Here is a 20,212-nt window from a genome sequence, read left to right as displayed (position 1 = left end):
ATATTTATTTTAAAATAATTTTAAATTTAATTTATAGTAGCATCATAAAATTTTACATTATTTTTTTTAAATGATAATTTTTTTTTTTTTAATATATTATTATTTATTTTTTTTGATTCAATTTTTAATCCTAATTTTTTTAATAATTTTAAATCTTTATCTTCTTCAGGATTTGGAGTAGTTAATAATTTACAACCATAAAATATAGAATTTGCACCAGACATAAAACACATAGCTTGTGTTTGTTCATTCATATTTTCTCTTCCTGCAGAAAGACGTATATAAGAACTTGGCATCATTATTCTTGCAATAGCAATTATTCTAATAAATTCAAATGGATCAATATCTTTATTTTTTTCTAAAGGAGTACCACTTACTTTAACTAACATATTAATTGGTACACTTTCTGGAGGATTTTTCATATTTGCTAATTGCATAAGTAAACTAATTCTATCTTTAATATTTTCACCTAAACCTATTATTCCACCAGAACAAATTTTAATACCAGTTTCTCTTACATTATTTAATGTATCAAGTCTTTCTTGATAACTACGAGTAGTAATAATCTTTTTATAAAATTCTTTTGAAGTATCAATATTATGGTTATAATAATCTAAACCAGCATCATATAAAATTTTTGATTGTTTTTTATTTAATGATCCTAAAGTCATACATGTTTCTAATCCAAGTTTTTTAACTTTTTTAATAATCTCTTTTAAATAAATCATATCATTATCTTTTGGGTTTTTCCAAGCTGCTCCCATACAAAATCTTGTAGAACCATTTTTTTTTGCTTTATTTGCTGCTTGTAAAATTTTATCTATTTTAATTAAACTTTCTGTTTTTATACCAGTTTTATATCTAGAACTTTGAGGACAATATTTACAATCTTCTGGACATAAACCAGTTTTAATAGATAAAAGAGTACTTATTTGTATTTTATTATGATTAAAATTTTTTCTATGTATATTTTGTGCTAAAAAAATTAAATCTAATAATGGTTTATCAAATAATTCTTTAGTTTTTTCAATTGTCCATTTTTTTTTATTATACATTAAATACCTTTAATAAGTTATAAAATAGATGAAAATAAATTTTTTATATTTTACTGTCAACATAAATAATATAATTATATAATATTAATATGTTTATTAAAAAATCAAAAACTAAATTTGACAAACAACATATTTGGCATCCTTATACTTCAATAATTAATCCTTTAACATGTTATTCAGTTAAAAAAGCAAATGGTGTTATATTAAAATTAACAAATGGAATAAAATTGATCGATGGTATGTCATCTTGGTGGTCTTGTATACATGGATATAATAATAAAATTCTTAATAAAGCAATTAAAAAGCAACTTAAAAAAATGTCACATGTAATGTTTGGAGGAATTTATCATAATGAAGCAATAAAACTTTGTAAAAATTTAATTAATATTACTCCAAATAATTTAGAATGTGTTTTTTTAACAGATTCTGGTTCAGTAACAATTGAGGTAGCATTAAAAATGGCTTTGCAATATTGGCAAGCACATGGTGAATATCGTAAAAATATTTTAACATTACGTCATGGTTATCATGGTGATACATTTGGAGCAATGTCAGTGTGTGATCCAGATAATTCTATGCATAATATATATAAAAAATATTTATCTTTAAATATATTTGCAGATTCACCAAAATGTAAATTTAATGATATTTGGAATGAAAATGATATAAATTCTTTTAAATATTTATTAAACAAACATTATAAAACAATTGCTTGTGTTATTTTAGAACCAATTGTACAAGGTGCTGGTGGAATGAAAATTTATAATCCAATGTATTTAAAAAGAGTTAGTGAATTATGTAAACAATATAAAATTTTATTAATAATTGATGAAATTGCAACAGGATTTGGACGTACTGGTAAAATGTTTGCTTTTGAACATGCTGGAATTACACCAGATATATTATGTTTAGGAAAATCTTTAACAGGTGGATACATGACTTTATCAGCAACCATTACTAGTAAAAAAATTGCAAATATAATAAGTAATAGTAAAGCAGGTTGTTTTATGCATGGTCCTACATTTATGGGAAATCCACTTTCATGTTCAGTTGCAAATGCAAATATAAAAATTTTAAATAAAAATAAATGGTTTAATAAAGTAAAAAAAATAGAAAAACATTTTAAAAAAAAATTTTTACCTTTATTAAATTCTAATAAAGTACTAGATGTTAGAATATTAGGAGCAATAGGAATTATTGAAACAATTAATTATATTGATATAAATAAAATACAAAAATTTTTTATAAATAATGGTGTATGGATTAGACCATACGGTAAATTAATTTATTTAATGCCACCATATATAATTAAAAAAAAAGAATTAAATATTTTAACAAATTCAATATTATCATTATTTTAATAAAATTATAAAAAATTTTATTATTTAATTATTATAAAAATTAAAATTTATTTATTTAATTTAATTATTTATAAATTATTTTAGGTAAAATGATTAAAAGTATTAATAACATTAGAAAAACATTTCTTAATTTTTTTGAATCTAAAAATCATAAAATTTTGAAAGGTAGTAAGCTTATTATTGAAAATGATAAAACTCTACTTTTTACAAATTCTGGAATGAATCAATTTAAAAATATTTTTTTAGGATTTGAAAAAAGTAATTTTACTCGTGTAGCTACTGCACAACACTGTATTAGAGCTGGTGGTAAAAATAATGATCTAGAAAATGTTGGATATACTAATAGACATCATACATTTTTTGAAATGTTAGGAAATTTTAGTTTTAATGATTATTTTAAACTTGATGCAATTAATTTTGCCTGGGAATTATTAACTAGTGAAAAATGGTTTAATTTACCTAAAAAAAAATTATTGGTTACAGTATATATTTCAGATAATGAAACATATAATATATGGAAAAAAAATATTAAAATACCTGAAAATAAAATAATTATTATTGGTGATGAAAAAGGTATAAAATATAAATCTGATAATTTTTGGCAAACAGGTAATAATTATCCATGTGGACCATGTACAGAAATTTTTTATGATAAAGGTAATACAAAAAATATTAATATATTAAATAATAATAAAATTAATGATAGATATATTGAAATATGGAATATTGTTTTTTTACAATTTTTAAAACAAAATAATAATATTATACCTTTATCTAATTTATCAATTGATACAGGTATGGGTTTAGAAAGAATAACTTCAATAATACAAAAAGTAAATTCAAATTATGAAATTGATTTGTTTAAAAAAATTATAAATAATATATATAATAAATTTAATATAAAATACAATAATAAAAAATCAGTTTATGTTATTTCTGATCATATTAGATCTTCAGCATATTTAATTTTAAATGGTGTTATACCTTCTAATGAAAGTCATGGTTATGTATTACGTAAAATAATAAGAAGAGCAATTTTTCATGGTAATAAATTGGGTATTAAAAAACCTTTTTTATATAAAATATTAGATATATTAATTAATGCTATGGAAAATGAAGCAAAATATTTAAAAAAAAAAAAAAAAATAATTAAAAATATAATCAAAAAAGAAGAAATAAAATTTTTATATACTTTAAATAAAGGTTTAAAATTATTAAATTTAGAATTATTAAAATTAAATAATAATATATTAAATGGTGATATAGTTTTTCGTTTATATGATACATATGGTTTTCCAAAAAAATTAACTGAAGAAATTTGTATTAAAAAAGGTTATAAAATAGATAAAAAAAAATATTATTATTTAATGAATAAACAACGTATTAAATCATTAAAATCTAATAAATTTTTTTTTAATAATGATAAAATAATTAATTTTAATTATAATAATAAATTTGTTGGATATAAAAAATATCAAAATAAATCTAAAATAATTGCTATTTTTAAAAATTTTAATTTAATAAAAGAATTATTTTATAATGAAGAAGCTATAATAATATTAAATAGTACACCATTTTATGGAGAATTAGAAGGCCAAATAGGAGATAAAGGATTATTAATAAGTAAAAACACAATATTTTTAATATATGATACTAAAGTATATAATAAAACAATTTTGCATGTAGGAAAAATAATTAAAGGAAAATTAAAAATTAATCAATTTGTTAAAGCTATTGTTAATAAAAAAATTCGTATTAATATTTCAAAAAATCATACAGCTATTCATATATTATATAAAATTTTAAAAAATGAATTAAATAATAATATTAAACAAAAAAATTCTTATATATGTGAAAAATATTTATTATTTGATTTTTCATGTTCTTTAAAAATTAATGAAAAAAAAATTAATTTAATAGAAAATATAATAAATAAAAAAATAATGGAAAATTTATTAATAAAAACTAAAATATTAAATTTAAATAATTATAAAAATAATAATTATTTATATAATAAAAATATAAATAATAGATTAATAAAAATAAATAATTTTTCTAAAGAATTTTGTAAAGGTACTCATGTTAAATATACAGGTGAAATAGGTATGTTTCATATTAAATCATATAATAAATTAACAAATGGATTATTTAGAATTAAAGCAGTAACTGGTAAATATGCTTTAAAAATTTTACAATTTAAAAATAATTTGATTAAAAAAATTTCAAATATATTAAATAATAAAAAAAATATTGATAAAATATTAATTAATATATATAATAATAAAAAAAATATAGAAAAAAAATATAAAAAACAAAAAATTTATATTTTAAATAATTGTTTTTTTTTTATATTTAATAAAATTAAATTATTTAATAATATAAAAATAATAATAAATAATATTAAAAATATTAAATTAAATTTATTAATTAATACATTATATAATATTAAAAAAAAAATAGGTACATCAATTTTTATTACTATTTTAAAAAAAAAAAATAAAAATTTTTTAATTATTGAAATAACATTAGATCTTATAAAATATATTAATTTAAAATCAATAATTAAAAAAATAATTAAAAATTTTAAATGTATTGGAAAAATTTCAAAAGTTTCATTAAAAGCAGAAATTAAAAATATTGATTTTTTTTATAAATATTTAAATAATATTAAAAAATATTTAAATATATAAATAAATTATTTATAGTACCCGGAGCGGGAGTTGAACCCGCACAACTTTAAAAGTCGAGGGATTTTAAGTCCCTTGTGTATACCAATTTCACCACCCGGGCTTAATTAAAGGCGCGTTCCGGAGTTGAACCGGACTTGGCAGATTTGCAGTCTGCTACATAGCCGCTTTGTTAACACGCCGTTTTTATTAATATTTTATAATTTTAAATATAAATTTAAAAATGTATTTAATAAAAATATTGTAATATATTATAACATATAATTATACTAAAATAAAAATTAATTTACAAATTGATAGATAATAAAAATATTTAAATAAAATAATTAATTTATAAAAATAATAATTATTAATCTTAAAATTTAATAATTGAGTAAATATAATGAAAACATTTATAGTTAAAAAAAAAAATATTAAAAATAATTGGTATATTATTAATGCAAAAAATAAAATTTTAGGTCGTTTAGCAACAAAATTAGCTAAATATTTAATGGGAAAAAATAAAATAGAATATTCATCAAATTTAGATAATGGTGATTATATTATAGTTTTAAATGCTAAAAAAATTATTGTTACAGGTAAAAAAAAAAAAAAAAAAATTTATTATAGACATTCTGGATATGTTGGAGGAATTAAAAAAAGAACATTTGAAGAAATTATTATAAAAAATCCAAAAAAAATAATTCAAAATGCAGTAAAAGGAATGTTACCAAAAAATTCATTAGGGCGTTTAATGTTAAAAAAATTAAAAATTTTTTCTGATGAAAATCATTGTCATAATGCACAAAAACCTAAATTAATTAACATTTAAAATTATAAGGAAAAAATGAATTATAATCAATATTATGGAACAGGCAGACGTAAAAGTTCTACTGCACGAGTTTTTATGAATTTTGGAAATGGAAAAATTATTATAAATAAAATTAATTATAAAAAATATTTTACTAATAAAAATATTCAAGAAATAATTTTTAAACCATTAATTTTATTTAAATTAATTAACATAATAAATTTATATATTACAGTTAAAGGTGGTGGAATTTCTGGGCAAATAAATGCTATAAAACATGGTTTAGGTAGAGCGTTACTAAAATATAATAAAAATTTTCGTTATATTTTAAAAATTGAAGGATATATTACTAGAGATTCACGTAAAGTAGAAAGAAAAAAACCAGGATTTAAAAAATCTAGAAAAAAACCACAATTTTCAAAACGTTAATTTTAAAATTTATAATATTTAAATAATATTATAAAAAATAAATATTAATATTTTTATAATATAATATAAATATAAAAATATTTTAAAATAATATTAAATTTATAATATAGGACTAAATAAAAAAAAAAAAAATTCAAAAAATTTTTTAAAATTTGATCTTTTATTCCATTTTTTTAAATTTAAAATTTTTGATTTTTTAATATATTGTTTATGTATTTGATTAATAATATTACTAAATTTTTTATCTTCAATAATTAATAAAATTTCTGAATTTAAATAAAAACTTCTTATATCAAAATTTACTGTTCCAATTATACTTACTTTTTCATCTATTAAAATACTTTTAGTATGTAATAAACCTTTTTTAAATTTATAAATTTTAACTCCAGAATTTAAAAGTTTTGAAAAAAAATATTTATTAGCCCATGATAACATAAAACAATCATTATATTTTGGTAAAATTAAAATTACATTTATTCCTTTTAATGAAACTTTACATATAGCTTCTATTAATTCGTTAGTTGGAATAAAATATGGAGAAGTAATAATTATTTTTTTTTTTGCTGAATATATTGAAGTTAAAAATACTTTATATATTAATTTATTTGATAAATTATATATAGATGAAACAATATGAAAATTTTGATTTTTTTTATTATAAAAAAATTTTTTTTTTTTATATTTTTCATTAAATAAAATTTTTTTACCAGTTTCCATTTCCCAATCAAAAGCATAAATAATATTCATTATATTTGAAATTTTACCTTTAAATCTTATCATTATATCAATATATTTAAAAATTTTATTTTTTAAACAATTATTATCAACCATATTCATACTACCTGTATAAACTATATTATTATCAATTAATATTAATTTTTTATGTTGTCTAATATCTAAACGTCTTAAAAATAAATTAAATATATTAATTTTAAAAGCTTTAACTATTTTAATTCCAGCATTACACATTTTTTTAAAATAATTACTATATAAAAAATTATAACAACCAATTGAATCCAATATAATACGACAACATACACCACGTTTAGAAGCATTAATTAATGCTTCTATAATTTTATTTACTATTCCTCCTTGTTTCCAAATATAAAAAATTATTTCAATTTTTTTTTTGGCTAATTTAATATCATAAATTATTTTTTTAAATATTTTTTTAGTATTTGAAAATATTTTAAATTCTTTCTTTTTTAAAAAAATATTTATTTCATTTATTCCCTTTTTTTTATTTAATAATTTAAATAATGGTTTTGCAAATTTATATTTTTTATTATATATTTTTTTTTGTTTTATTTTAATTTTATTTATTAAATAATTTATAAAAGATTTAATAAAAATTATTTTTTTATTTATTTTTTTTTTAAAAGATAATTTAATAATTAAAAAAAAAAAAATAATATTTAAAAATGGTAAAATATAAATAAAAATTAATAAAAAAGAATATGTATTATAATAATATTTAATTATAATATATTCATTAATTATAATAAAAAAAAATAAAAAAATTAAAAATATAAAATTTAAGATATTAAACATTTTTTATTTCCTATAAAAATATTAAATTTTAATTTTTATATTTTATTTAAATTATTTTATATTTTTAAAAGTATTAAAATAAGGAATATATGCGTACTGAATATTGTGGAAAATTAAATTTATCACATGTTAATAAAAATGTAATATTATGTGGTTGGGTTGATAAAATTAGAATTTTTAAAAAATTAATTTTTGTAGATATGAGAGATTGTGAAGGAATTGTACAAATTATTTTTAATTATAATAATAAAGATACTTTTAATAAAGCCTTAAAATTACGTGATGAATTTTGTATTCAAATTAAAGGTATAGTAAAAATAAAAAACAAAAATCAAATAAATAAAAATATTAAAACAGGAAAAATTGAAGTTTTATGCAAAATATTAAATATAATTAATATTTCAAAAAAATTACCATTAAATTTAAAAAAAAAAAATTTAGAAAATATTAATTTAAAATATCGTTATCTTGATTTACGTCGTTTAGAAATGATAAAATGTTTTAAAAAAAGAGCAAAAATATGTAATTATATTCGTAATTTTTTAAATAAAAATAAATTTATTGAAATTGAAACCCCAATATTAACAAAATCTACACCAGAAGGCGCACGTGATTATATAGTTCCAAGTAGAGTAAATAAAGGTAAATTTTATGCATTACCTCAATCTCCACAAATTTTTAAACAATTACTTATGATATCTGGTTTTGATAAATATTATCAAATAGTAAAATGTTTTAGAGATGAAGATTTAAGATCAGATCGTCAACCTGAATTCACTCAAATTGATATTGAAACTTCTTTTATAAAATCAAAAAAAATAATAAAAATAATAGAAAAAATGATATGTATTTTATTTAAAAAAATTAAAAAAATTGATATTGGAAAATTTAATATTATTACTTATTCTGAGGCTTTAAGACGTTATGGTACTGATAAACCTGATTTACGTAATCCAATAGAATTAATTGAATTAAAAGATATATTTTTAAAAACTAATTTATTAAATTTATTATCTAAAGAATTTTGCGAAAAAAATAATAATATTATAGGAATATGTATACCTAACGGAATAAATATTAATATTAATAAAATTAATGAATATAATAAATACATAAATAAAAAATTACTATGGATTAAAGTTTTTAATATATCTAAAAAAATAAATGGCGTACAAGGAAATTTTTTAAAATATTTAAATAATAAAATATTAAAATTAATATTAAAGCGTATTAATCCAAAAAATGGAGATATGATATTAATTGGGAATGATGATAATAATAAAATATTTAAAAATATGGGATATTTACGTACGAAAATATGTAAAGAATTAAATTTAATTAATTTAAAAAAATGGTCTATTATATGTTTAATAAATTTTCCATTATTTAAAAAAGATAAAGATAATATAACTTCAATACATCATCCTTTTACTAATCCATATATTAATAATATTAAAAATTTGATTAAAAATCCAATATCTATTTTTTCTAATTCTTATGATATAATATTAAATGGTTATGAAATTGGTGGAGGATCAGTAAGAATTAACAATGTAAAAATTCAAGAAATTGTTTTTAAAATTTTAAATATTGAAAAATATAATAAAAATAATTATGATTTTTTTTTAGAAGCTTTAAAATATGGAACACCACCACATGCAGGAATTGCTTTAGGTTTAGATAGATTAGTAATGTTATTAACAAATAAAAAAAATATAAGAGATGTAATTGCTTTTCCTAAAACAACATCTGCTAATTGTTTAATGACTAAAGCTCCTAGTAAATTATCTAATAATTTAAATAAATTATATAAATTTTAAAAATAAATAATTGACAAAATTAGTTTTTTTATTAAAATCTAATTATTTTAAAAGTTATAAATATATTTATATTTTTTAATATAAATTTATAATAAAAAGGTAAATTATGATTAAAATAGGAATAAATGGTTTTGGACGTATAGGACGCATGGTTTTTAGACTTGCACAAAAAAGAAAAAATATTGAAATTATTGCAATTAATGATTTATTAAATAATGATTATATTTCATATATGTTAAAATATGATTCAACACATGGCAAATTAAATAAAAAAATAAAAATTAAAAATAATAATATAATTATTGATAATAAGGAAATTTTTATTTTTTCTGAAAGAAATCCTATTAATATACCATGGAAAAAAATTGGAGTTGATATTGTAATAGATTCTTCAGGAATATTTTTAGATTATGAATCTTTAAATAAACATATTATTGCAGGAGCAAAAAAAGTTATTTTAACATCACCACCAAAAGATAAAATTCCTATGTTTGTTTGTGGTGTAAATCTAAATAAATATTCTGGACAAAAAATTGTTTCAAATGCTTCATGTACAACAAATTGTTTAGCGCCTTTAGCAAAAATTATTAATGATGAATTTAATATTATAGAAGGTTTAATGACAACTGTACATTCAATTACAGCAATGCAAAAAACAGTTGATGGACCTTCAAACAAAGATTGGAGAGCAGGTAGAAGTGCATTACAAAATATTATTCCAGCTTCTACTGGTGCTGCTAATGCTGTAGGAATTGTTATACCAAAATTATTAGGTAAATTAACAGGAATGGCATTCCGTGTACCTACACCAAATGTTTCTGTTGTTGATTTAACTGTAAGATTAAAAAAATCAACAAGTTATGAAAATATTAAAAAAGTTATTAAATATGCATCAAATAATAAAATGAAAGGTATTTTAGGATATGTTGAAGATAATGTTGTATCAACTGATTTTAATGGTGAAACTTTAACTTCTATATTTGATGCAAAAGCAGGAATAGCATTAAATAATAATTTTGTTAAACTTATTTCATGGTATGATAATGAAACAGGATATTCAAGTAAAGTTTTAGATTTAGCAGAATATATAAATAATTTTTAATTTTAAAATATTTAAATATTATTTTTAAAAAAATAATAATATTAATTTTATAAGAAAAAAATGAATAATATAATTAATGTAAATAGTAATGATTTTGAAATTAATGTTATAAAATCTAAAATACCTGTTTTAGTAGATTTTTGGGCAGAATGGTGTGGACCATGTAAAATAGTTTCAAATAATTTAAATGAATTAAATGAAGAATTTTTAAATAAAATTTCCATTGTTAAAATTGATATTGAAAAAAATCCAGAATTTTTACAAAAATATGATATTAGAAGTATTCCAACTTTAATATTATTTAAAAAAAATATTATTATAGGTAAAATAATAGGAAGTGTTTCTAAAGAAGAAATAAAAAAATTTATATATAAAAATTTATAAAATTATTTTTAATTAATATTCAAAAATTTTAAAAATTAAAAAATTTTAATTTAATTAATATTTAAAACTGTTTTTAATTTTTATTGTTATTTTAAAAAATATGGAATTTTAATGTTTAAAAAAAGAAAATTTTTACCTATATTTAGAAATTATTTTAAATGCATTAAAAATATTTATAGACATGGAGTTTTAGAAATATTTAAAAAAGGTTATGGATTTTTAAGATCTTCAAATACATCTTATATATCTAGTAATGAAGATATATATATTTCCAAAAATCATATTAAATTTTTTAATCTTCATACAGGTGACACAATTTTTGGAAAAATTCGTTTTAATATTAAAAAAGGAATATATCCTGAATTATTTAAAATAATTAGAATTAATGAAGAAAAACCTGAAATTGTTAAAAAAAAAATTTATTTTAAAAATTTAACCCCATTACATACTACTAAAAAATTTAAAATGGAACGTAAAAATGAATTAATAAATGATTTAACTTCTAGAGTTTTAGATTTAATTACTCCAATTGGAAAAGGACAAAGAGGATTAATTGTTGCGCCTCCAAAAGCTGGTAAAACAATGTTATTACAAAATATTGCAAAAAGTATTGTTTATAATCATCCTGATTGTTTTTTAATAGTTTTATTAATAGATGAACGTCCAGAAGAAGTTACTGAAATGTTAAAATTAATAAAAGGTGAAATAATTTCATCAACTTTTGATGAACCACCTTCAAGACATATTTATGTTTCAGAAATGGTTTTAGAAAAAGCTAAACGTTTAGTTGAACAAAAAAATGATGTTATAATATTATTAGATTCGATAACTCGTTTAGCAAGAGCATATAATTCTACAGCGCCAATATCTGGCAGAATTTTATCTGGTGGTATAGATTCAAAAGCATTACATAAACCTAAAAAATTTTTTGGAACAGCTAGAAATGTTAAAGAAGGAGGAAGTTTAACAATTATTGCAACTGCTTTAATTGATACTGGATCAAAAATGGATGAAGTAATTTATGAAGAATTTAAAGGTACAGGAAATATGGAAATACATTTATCAAGAAGAATTTCAGAAAAACGTATATTTCCTGCTATTAATTATAATAAATCTGGTACACGTAAAGAAGAATTATTAATAACAATTGAAGAATTAAAAAAAATGTGGATTTTAAGGAAAATTATATATATGATGAATGAAGTTGAAGCAATTGAATTTCTTTTAAAAAGATTAAGTATGACAAAAACAAATAAAGAATTTTTTAATATTATGAAAAAATAAAATTTTAAATATTTTATAAATAAAATTATATTTTATTATCTTTTAACCAACTTTTTAAAATTAATTTTGATGAAATAGAATCTATACATATATTTTTAATTTTATATTTTTTTTTATAAATATAAAATATAGATTTTGCTTCTATTGTGCTTAAATGTTCGTTATGAAAATAAATTTTAATATTAAATTTTTTATATATTAATATAGCAAATTTTAATATTAAAAAATTTAATAATCGATTTTTTTTATTGTTATTAATAGTTATTCCAATAATAATAAAATTAGGATTCCATTTAATTATTAAATATTTAATTTCATTCCAATTAATTTTTTTATTTTTTATTTTTAAAGATTTTAATAAAGATATTGTTTTTGTTACTTTTTGACTAATTGAAATTCCAATTTTTTTAATACCAAAATCAAAAGAAATTATCATATTTAATATTATTATAATTTAAAAATATTTTTTTATTATTATAATGATAAAATAATATTTTTATTATTAATTTTTAAAAAATATATTTTAATTAAATAATTTTTATTAAATATAATATTTTTAAATTTTAAAATATTTAAATATCCTATTAAATTATTTCCTAAATTAATTTTTATAAAATTTTTATTTTTTGAAACCATTTTCCCAATTATAAAATTATTTTTTTTATATATAGATAAAAAGATATTAAATAAATTATTTTTAAGTTGTTTAATACCTAAAGATATATGTTTATGTTTATAATCAATGTGTAAAATAATAACTTTAATTTTTTTACCATTAATGAATTTTTTTAATATTTTTTTATTATTAAAATTCCAAGAAATATCAGAAAAATGTATTAAACCATTAATATTATTTTTTAAATTTATAAATATACCAAAATCAGTTACAGATTTAATAATACCATTAATATTATCACCTTTTTTATTTTCAATAAAAAAATTTTTCCAAGGATTATTTTTAAATTGTTTCATACCTAATGAAATTCTTCTTTTTTTTTTATCAATATTTAAAATAAAAACTTTAATTTTTTTATTAATTTTAAATAATTTATTTAAAATTTTTTTTTTTTTTTTAATTTTTATTTCAGAAATATGTAATAAACCTTCAATACCTTCTTCAATTTTTACAAAACAACCATAATTAGTTAAATTACTTATTTTACCTTCTATTATTGAACCTTTAGGATATTTTTTTAAAATATTTTTCCAAGGATCTTTAAATCTTTGTTTTAAACCTAAAGATATACGCTTATTTAAACTATCAAATTTTATAACTTTTAAAATAACTTCATCACCAATATTTACAATATCACTTGGATGATTAATTCTTTTCCATGACATATCAGTTATATGCAATAAACCATCTAATCCACCAACATTTATAAAAGCTCCATAATCAGTTATATTTTTAATAATACCTTTAACATTTATACCTTTTTTAATTATTTTTAATTGTTTTTTTTTTAAAATATTTTTTCTAAAAATAATAGCAGCTTTTCTTGAAACAACAATATTGTTTCTTATTTTATCAATTTTAATTACTTTAAATTCTAATTTTCTATTTTCTAGATGTTTTATATCTCTTAAAGGTCTTATATCAATTAATGAACTTGGTAAAAAAGCTTTAATATTATTTAAATTAATAGAATATCCACCTTTCGTTTTACTTTGTATATATCCAAACATGCTTATAGAATTTTTAAGTATATTTTTTAAAAATAACCATTTTTCATTATTTTTAGCTTTTTCACGAGATAATATTGTTTCACCATAACCATTATCAAAATTTTCTAAAATAACATTAATTATATCACCAGGTTTATTTTCTATTTTTCCTTTTTTATTTTTAAATTCTTCTATTGGAATTAAAGATTCAGATTTAAATCCTGCATCTATTGTAACAAATTCTTTATTAATAGATTTTATATATCCTTTATATAATAAATTTGATTTAATTTCTAATTTTTTTAAAACTTTTTTAAAAAAATTATTAAAAGATTTTATCATTTTTAAAAATAAATTATATTATTAATTATTTATTAATTTTAAAAAAAATTTTTAAAATAAAATATTTTAAAAAATATATTATTGTTAATATAAATTAATATTATTTAACATATAATATTCTACTTGTATTAGTTTTACCAGAAGTACCCATAACATCTCCATTAGTTACAACAATTAAATTACCAACAGATAATATTTTAATTTTACATAAATATTTTATTACATTTTTTATAGCAATTATACAATTATTATTAATTATATTTTTATAATATATAGGGGTAACACCTCTATATAAAGAAGATAAATATAATGTATTAATATTACAAGAAACAGCAAAAATAGGTATATCTGATAACATACGAGACATCATAAAAGGAGTTCTACCAGATTCAGTCATAGTTATAATTGCATTTACACCTTTTAAATGATTTGCGATATATACTGATGAAATAGCTATTGCATCTGATATACAATTAAATTGTATATTTAAAAATTTTTTATAATTATTAAAATTTGGAATTTTTTCTGCACCTAAACAAATATTAGACATAATATTAACAGTTTCAATTGGATATTTTCCTGTTGCTGTTTCAGCTGATAACATTACAGCATCAGTTCCATCTAAAACAGCATTTGCTACATCCATAACTTCAGCACGTGTTGGTATAGGATTATTAATCATTGAATTCATCATTTGAGTTGCAGTAATTACTGCTCTATTTAAAAACCTAGCACGATTTATTATTTTTTTTTGTGCTCCAATCAATTCGTGATCTCCAATTTCTACACCTAAATCACCTCGTGCAACCATAACAGCATCAGATGCTAATATAATATCATCTAAAATATCATCATTATATACTGTTTCTGCTCTTTCAATTTTAGAAATAATTTTAGCTTTACATCCTGCTTCATTAATTAAAAATCTAGCTTCTTTTAAATCTGAACTACTTTTTGGAAAAGAAATAGCTAAATAATCAATTCCTATTTTAGCTGCAAAAATAATATCTTTTTTATCTTTTTTAGTTAAACTTTTAGCAGATAAACCTCCACCTAATTTATTAATACCTTTATTATCTGATAATATACCTCCAAGAATCACTTTTGTAAAAATTTTATTTTTTTTTATTTTTAATACTTTAATTTGAATTTTACCATCATCTAATAATAAAATATTTCCAGGTATAATATCATTTATTAAATTTTTATATTCATAACCAACTTCAAATTTATTACCTTTAAATTTAGATAAATTATAATCTAAAACAAAATTATCACCATAATTTAATTTTATATAACCATTTTCAAAAGAAGAAATTCTAATTTTAGGTCCTTGCAAATCTCCTAAAATAGCCACATATTTTAATATTTCTTTTGATAAAAATCTTACTTTTTTAGAACGATTTTCATGTTCTTTTAAAGACCCATGTGAAAAATTAAGTCTTACAACATTAACTCCAGCGTATATTATTTTTTTTAAATTATCATTTTTATCTGTAGTAGGTCCTAAAGTTGCAATTATTTTAGTTTTTCTAAATTTTTTAAACAATTTATCCTCATAATATTTTAAATAAATTAATTAATTTTTATTTATTATTAAATTTTAATAATTTTAATTAATATTTTTTTAAAATTAAAATTTTAATATTTATAAATTAATTTTGGTTTTTTATTTTTTAAAACAACTTGTTTATTTATAATAATTGAAATATTTTTATGTTTTAAAGAAGGTAATTTATACATAACATCTAAAAGTATTTCTTCTATAATATTTCTTAAACCTCTTGCTCCAGTTTTATTATTAATAGCTTTTTTTGAAATACATATTAAAGCACAATCAGTAAATATTAAATTTAAATTTTCCATATAAAATAAAATTTGATATTGTTTAATTATTGAATTTTTTGGTTCTTTTAAAATTTTTAATAAAGCTTTTTCATTTAAATCATTAAGTGTTGCTATAATTGGTAATCTTCCAACAAATTCTGGAATTAAACCAAATTGTATTAAATCTTCTGGAATAATTTTTGAAAAAAATGTTTTTTTTTTAATTTTTTTTATATTTTTTTTTATATTAGCATTAAAACCAATTCCAGTATTTTTATTAATACGTTGTAATATAATTTGTTTTAATCCTGAAAAAGATCCTCCACATATAAATAATATTTTAGATGTATCAATCTGAATAAATTCTTGTTGAGGATGTTTTCTACCACCTAAAGGTGGTACTAAAGAAATTGTACCTTCAATAATTTTTAAAAGTGATTGTTGAACTCCTTCTCCTGAAACATCTCTAGTAATTGAAGGATTATTAGATTTTTTAGCTATTTTATCAATTTCATCTATATAAACTATTCCGTGTTGAGCAGCTTCAATATCATAATTACAATTATTTAAAAGTTTTTGTAATATATTCTCAACATCTTCACCAACATAACCAGCTTCAGTTAATGTTGTAGCATCTGCTATTGCAAATGGTACATAAAGATAATTTGCTAATGTTTCAGCAAATAATGTTTTACCACTTCCAGTAGGACCTATTATTAAAATATTACTTTTTTTTAATTCTAAAAATTTTTGATCAGAATTATTTTTTAATCTTTTATAATGATTATAAACAGCAACAGATAAAATTTTTTTAGCTTTATTTTGATCTATTATATAGTCATTTAAATAAGAACTAATTTGACTTGGTATTGGTATATTATAAAAAATATTTTTAAATTTATAATATTCATTAAATTCTTTAAATATAATTTCATTACAAATATTAATACAATTATTACATATATAAACATATGGACCACAAATTAATAAATTTAATTTTATTTTATTATCATTACAAAAAGAACATATATATTTATTTTTTTTTTTATAATTTTTAATCATTTAACCTCTAATAAATTTTAAAAAAAATTAAATTATTTATAATTAACGATGTGTAAAAATATTATCTATTATTCCATATTTTAATGCTTCTTCTGAATTCATAAAATAATCACGATCTGTATCTAAATTAATTTTCTCTATTGATTGACCAGTATGAAATGAAATTAATTTATTCATTTTTTTTTTAATTTTTAATATTTCTTTTGTATGTATTTCTATATCACTAACTTGTCCTTGATATCCTCCTAATGGCTGATGTATCATAATAGAAGAATTAGGTAAACAAAAACGTTTTTTTTTTTTTCCTGACATTAATAAGAATGATCCCATTGAATATGCTTGACCTAAACATATTGTATTTATATCTGGTTTTACAAATTGCATAGAATCATATATTGACATACCTGAAGTTATTATACCACCTGGTGAATTTATATACATATAAATATCTTTATATGGATTTTTTGATTCAAGATATAATAATTGTGCTGTAATTAAATTAGCAACACAATCATCTATAATACCAGTTAAAAAAATTATACGATCTTTTAATAAACGTGAAAAAATATCATATGAACTAATACTATTATTTGATGTTTCTGTAACTATTGGAATTAATGATGATGTTTTATTAAAAATTTCTAAATTATTTTTATTATACATATATTTGTTCCTTAAAAATATAATAACATTATTTAAAATTTAATTATTTAATTTATTTAATATATTTAATTTTTAAAAAATTAAAAAATTAAATAAAATAACGTTGTCTTATAACTTCATATAAGACTATTCCAGTTGCAACTGATACATTTAATGATGTAATATTACCTTTCATTGGTATATTAATTAATTTATCACAATGTTTTATTGTTAATTTACGTAAACCATTATTTTCAGAACCAAAAATTAAAGCAATAGGAATGTTTAAATTAGTTTTAAATAAAAGATTATTTGTTTTATGAGTTGTTCCTATTATAATTATATTAATTTTTTTTAAAAAAATCAATGTTTTTGATAAATTTACAACATTAATTATAGGTATATTTTCAGAAGCACCACAAGAAGTTTTTTTAACTAAAGAGTTAATTCTAGCTGAACGATTTTTAGGGATAATAATTAAATTTACACCAGTAGCATAAGCATTTCTAATACAAGCTCCTAAATTTCTAGGATCTGTTATACCATCTAAAATTAATAAAAATGGTTTTTTAACATCTTTTATAATATTATAAATATTTATTTCTTTAAATTTTTTTAATTTATAAATTTCTGCTATAATACCTTGATGAACTCCATTAACTATTTTATTTAAATAATTAATATCACAAAATTTTATTAAAATATTTTTTTTTTTAAAATTATTAATAATTTTTTTAATTTTATAATCTTTTCTATTTTTTGAAATAAAAACTTTAATAAATCTTTTTGGTGATGTTAATAATAAATTTTCAATTGAATGAATACCATAAATTATTTCTTTCATTTTATATATTTAAACATTTAATTTTAAAAATATTTTTTATTTAATTATAGTATTTAAAATTAATTAAAATTATTTTATTAATTTTTATTAACTTTTAATGGAACTTCACCTGGTAAAAATAATGTTAAAAAACCTAAAAATGGTAAATAAGAACATATTTTATAAATAAAATTTACACTTGTAGAATCTGCAATATGACCTAATAATGCTGCCCCTAAACCACTAATTGCAAATGCACAACCAAATAATATTCCCGAAATAGTTCCAAATTTACCAGGAATTAATTCTTGTGAATATATTAATATTGAAGAAAACGCTGAAGCCATTATAAAACCAATAAATATTGTAAATATACTTATCCATGTTAAAGAAATATAAGGTAATAATAATGTAAATGGAGTTGCACCAAAAATAGAAAATAAAATAATATATCTTCTTCCAAATTTATCACCTAAAGGTCCACCAATTATACTTCCTAAAGTAATAGAAAATAAAAACATAAATAAATGCATTTGAGCATTTTGTACTGAAATACCAAATTTATGAATTAAATAAAAAGTATAATAACTACTAATACTAGAAAGATAAAAATATTTTGAAAAAAGTAATAAAATTAAAATAACTATAGGAATAAAAATTTGTTTTATTGAATATTTAAATTTATTTTTTGCAATATATTCTTTAATAGATTTATAATGTTTATTTTTATACCAACTTCCTACTTTATATAAAATAAACATAGATAATAAAGCAATTAAAGAAAACCATAATACGTTTTTAGTACCATATGGTACTATTATAACAGCAGCAAGTAAAGGTCCAAAGGCACTACCTAAATTACCACCTACTTGTAATAAAGATTGTGCTAATCCATGTTTACCTCCTGAAGCCATACTAGCAACTCTTGCAGATTCAGGATGAAATATTGAAGAACCAGTACCTACTAAAGCAGCAGCTATTAATATAAAAATAAATGAGTTAGCAATTGAAAGTAATATTATTCCAGATAACATAAAAGTCATACCTATTAATAAAGAAAATGGTTGTGGATATTTATCTATAAAAAATCCAATAACAGGTTGTAATAAAGAAGCAGTTAATTGATAAGTAAATGTTATAAATCCAATTTGACTAAAACTAAGTCTAAAATTTCTTTGTAATATAGGATAAATTGATAACAACAATGATTGTATTAAATCATTAAAAAAATGTGAAAGTGCAATTGCACCTAATATATAAAAAATTGGTTTTATTAATATGTTTTTTTTATGTTTAAACGTGTTAAATGTTTTATTTTTAATCATTAATCACCCAATTATTTAAATTTATAATTAAATTAATTAATATTAATTTATATTTTTTAATAA

17 protein-coding genes and 2 tRNA genes are annotated in these 20,212 nt (G+C 18.0%); 8 read left to right on the top strand and 11 right to left on the bottom strand.

Annotated features, from left to right (window positions below):
- Window positions 1-26 precede the first annotated feature (26 nt).
- Window positions 27-1,055 (bottom strand): biotin synthase BioB, encoded by a 1,029-nt coding sequence (bioB, locus tag ACMCL3_RS01025; RefSeq protein WP_412728726.1) that lies wholly within the window; start codon window positions 1,053-1,055, stop codon window positions 27-29.
- 89 nt (window positions 1,056-1,144) lie between these two features.
- Here bioB and bioA point away from each other — a divergent pair, with 89 nt between their 5' ends.
- Both bioA and alaS read left to right on the top strand, forming a co-directional pair.
- Window positions 1,145-2,416, top strand: coding sequence for an adenosylmethionine--8-amino-7-oxononanoate transaminase (gene bioA, locus ACMCL3_RS01020; protein WP_412728725.1), 1,272 nt, complete (start codon window positions 1,145-1,147; stop codon window positions 2,414-2,416).
- Window positions 2,417-2,505: 89 nt separating this feature from the next.
- On the top strand, window positions 2,506-5,106 hold the full coding sequence (alaS, locus tag ACMCL3_RS01015) for an alanine--tRNA ligase (protein ID WP_412728724.1): 2,601 nt from the start codon (window positions 2,506-2,508) through the stop codon (window positions 5,104-5,106).
- 15 nt (window positions 5,107-5,121) lie between these two features.
- On the opposite strand, the gene ACMCL3_RS01010 is transcribed toward alaS, so the two are convergent.
- Window positions 5,122-5,206 (bottom strand) — tRNA-Leu (locus tag ACMCL3_RS01010).
- A gap of 8 nt (window positions 5,207-5,214) precedes the next feature.
- A tRNA-Cys gene (locus tag ACMCL3_RS01005) sits at window positions 5,215-5,285 on the bottom strand.
- Window positions 5,286-5,485: 200 nt separating this feature from the next.
- Here ACMCL3_RS01005 and rplM point away from each other — a divergent pair.
- Both rplM and rpsI read left to right on the top strand, forming a co-directional pair.
- Entirely contained in the window at window positions 5,486-5,914 is a 429-nt protein-coding gene (gene rplM, locus ACMCL3_RS01000) for a 50S ribosomal protein L13 (protein WP_412728723.1), read from the top strand.
- 15 nt (window positions 5,915-5,929) lie between these two features.
- On the top strand, window positions 5,930-6,322 hold the full coding sequence (gene rpsI / locus ACMCL3_RS00995) for a 30S ribosomal protein S9 (protein ID WP_412728722.1): 393 nt from the start codon (window positions 5,930-5,932) through the stop codon (window positions 6,320-6,322).
- A gap of 99 nt (window positions 6,323-6,421) precedes the next feature.
- Here the strand turns inward: rpsI and cls are convergent, their stop codons facing one another.
- Window positions 6,422-7,873 carry a cardiolipin synthase gene (gene cls / locus ACMCL3_RS00990; RefSeq protein ID WP_412728721.1) on the bottom strand — a complete coding sequence of 484 codons (1,452 nt, stop codon included), beginning with the start codon at window positions 7,871-7,873 and terminating at the stop codon, window positions 6,422-6,424.
- Between the two features lie 89 nt (window positions 7,874-7,962).
- On the opposite strand from cls, the gene aspS reads away from it, so the two are divergent.
- From aspS to rho, 4 genes are all read left to right on the top strand, one after another.
- Complete coding sequence (gene aspS, locus ACMCL3_RS00985; protein ID WP_412728720.1) at window positions 7,963-9,693, top strand: aspartate--tRNA ligase; 1,731 nt, start codon at window positions 7,963-7,965, stop codon at window positions 9,691-9,693.
- A gap of 103 nt (window positions 9,694-9,796) precedes the next feature.
- Window positions 9,797-10,795 (top strand): type I glyceraldehyde-3-phosphate dehydrogenase, encoded by a 999-nt coding sequence (gene gap, locus ACMCL3_RS00980; RefSeq protein ID WP_412728862.1) that lies wholly within the window; start codon window positions 9,797-9,799, stop codon window positions 10,793-10,795.
- 60 nt (window positions 10,796-10,855) lie between these two features.
- Window positions 10,856-11,179 carry a thioredoxin gene (gene trxA / locus ACMCL3_RS00975; protein ID WP_412728719.1) on the top strand — a complete coding sequence of 108 codons (324 nt, stop codon included), beginning with the start codon at window positions 10,856-10,858 and terminating at the stop codon, window positions 11,177-11,179.
- Window positions 11,180-11,236: 57 nt separating this feature from the next.
- Window positions 11,237-12,463 carry a transcription termination factor Rho gene (gene rho, locus ACMCL3_RS00970; protein WP_412728861.1) on the top strand — a complete coding sequence of 409 codons (1,227 nt, stop codon included), beginning with the start codon at window positions 11,237-11,239 and terminating at the stop codon, window positions 12,461-12,463.
- Between the two features lie 25 nt (window positions 12,464-12,488).
- Here the strand turns inward: rho and ruvX are convergent, their stop codons facing one another.
- The 7 genes from ruvX to ACMCL3_RS00935 all read right to left on the bottom strand — a co-directional run bounded on the left by ruvX (window position 12,489) and on the right by ACMCL3_RS00935 (window position 20,149).
- The gene (ruvX, locus tag ACMCL3_RS00965; protein ID WP_412728718.1) at window positions 12,489-12,899 is read right to left on the bottom strand and encodes a Holliday junction resolvase RuvX; all 411 of its coding nucleotides are present in this window, start codon (window positions 12,897-12,899) and stop codon (window positions 12,489-12,491) included.
- A 38-nt stretch (window positions 12,900-12,937) separates the two neighbouring features.
- Window positions 12,938-14,470 carry a S1 RNA-binding domain-containing protein gene (locus ACMCL3_RS00960; RefSeq protein ID WP_412728717.1) on the bottom strand — a complete coding sequence of 511 codons (1,533 nt, stop codon included), beginning with the start codon at window positions 14,468-14,470 and terminating at the stop codon, window positions 12,938-12,940.
- Between the two features lie 100 nt (window positions 14,471-14,570).
- Window positions 14,571-16,019: a pyruvate kinase gene (pyk, locus tag ACMCL3_RS00955; protein WP_412728716.1), complete on the bottom strand. Its 1,449-nt coding sequence runs from the start codon at window positions 16,017-16,019 to the stop codon at window positions 14,571-14,573.
- Window positions 16,020-16,111: 92 nt separating this feature from the next.
- Window positions 16,112-17,359 carry an ATP-dependent Clp protease ATP-binding subunit ClpX gene (gene clpX / locus ACMCL3_RS00950; RefSeq protein ID WP_412728715.1) on the bottom strand — a complete coding sequence of 416 codons (1,248 nt, stop codon included), beginning with the start codon at window positions 17,357-17,359 and terminating at the stop codon, window positions 16,112-16,114.
- A 42-nt stretch (window positions 17,360-17,401) separates the two neighbouring features.
- Complete coding sequence (locus ACMCL3_RS00945) at window positions 17,402-18,022, bottom strand: ATP-dependent Clp protease proteolytic subunit (protein ID WP_412728714.1); 621 nt, start codon at window positions 18,020-18,022, stop codon at window positions 17,402-17,404.
- Between the two features lie 88 nt (window positions 18,023-18,110).
- Complete coding sequence (rlmB, locus tag ACMCL3_RS00940) at window positions 18,111-18,845, bottom strand: 23S rRNA (guanosine(2251)-2'-O)-methyltransferase RlmB (RefSeq protein WP_412728713.1); 735 nt, start codon at window positions 18,843-18,845, stop codon at window positions 18,111-18,113.
- A 77-nt stretch (window positions 18,846-18,922) separates the two neighbouring features.
- The gene (locus ACMCL3_RS00935) at window positions 18,923-20,149 is read right to left on the bottom strand and encodes an MFS transporter (RefSeq protein ID WP_412728712.1); all 1,227 of its coding nucleotides are present in this window, start codon (window positions 20,147-20,149) and stop codon (window positions 18,923-18,925) included.
- Window positions 20,150-20,212: the final 63 nt, after the last annotated feature.

It is taken from the genome of Enterobacterales bacterium endosymbiont of Anomoneura mori (assembly GCF_047159375.1).
Taxonomy (GTDB): Bacteria; Pseudomonadota; Gammaproteobacteria; order Enterobacterales; family Enterobacteriaceae_A.
Note: the sequence above shows the minus strand (reverse complement) of the source record. Positions and strands in the feature narration are given on the sequence as shown.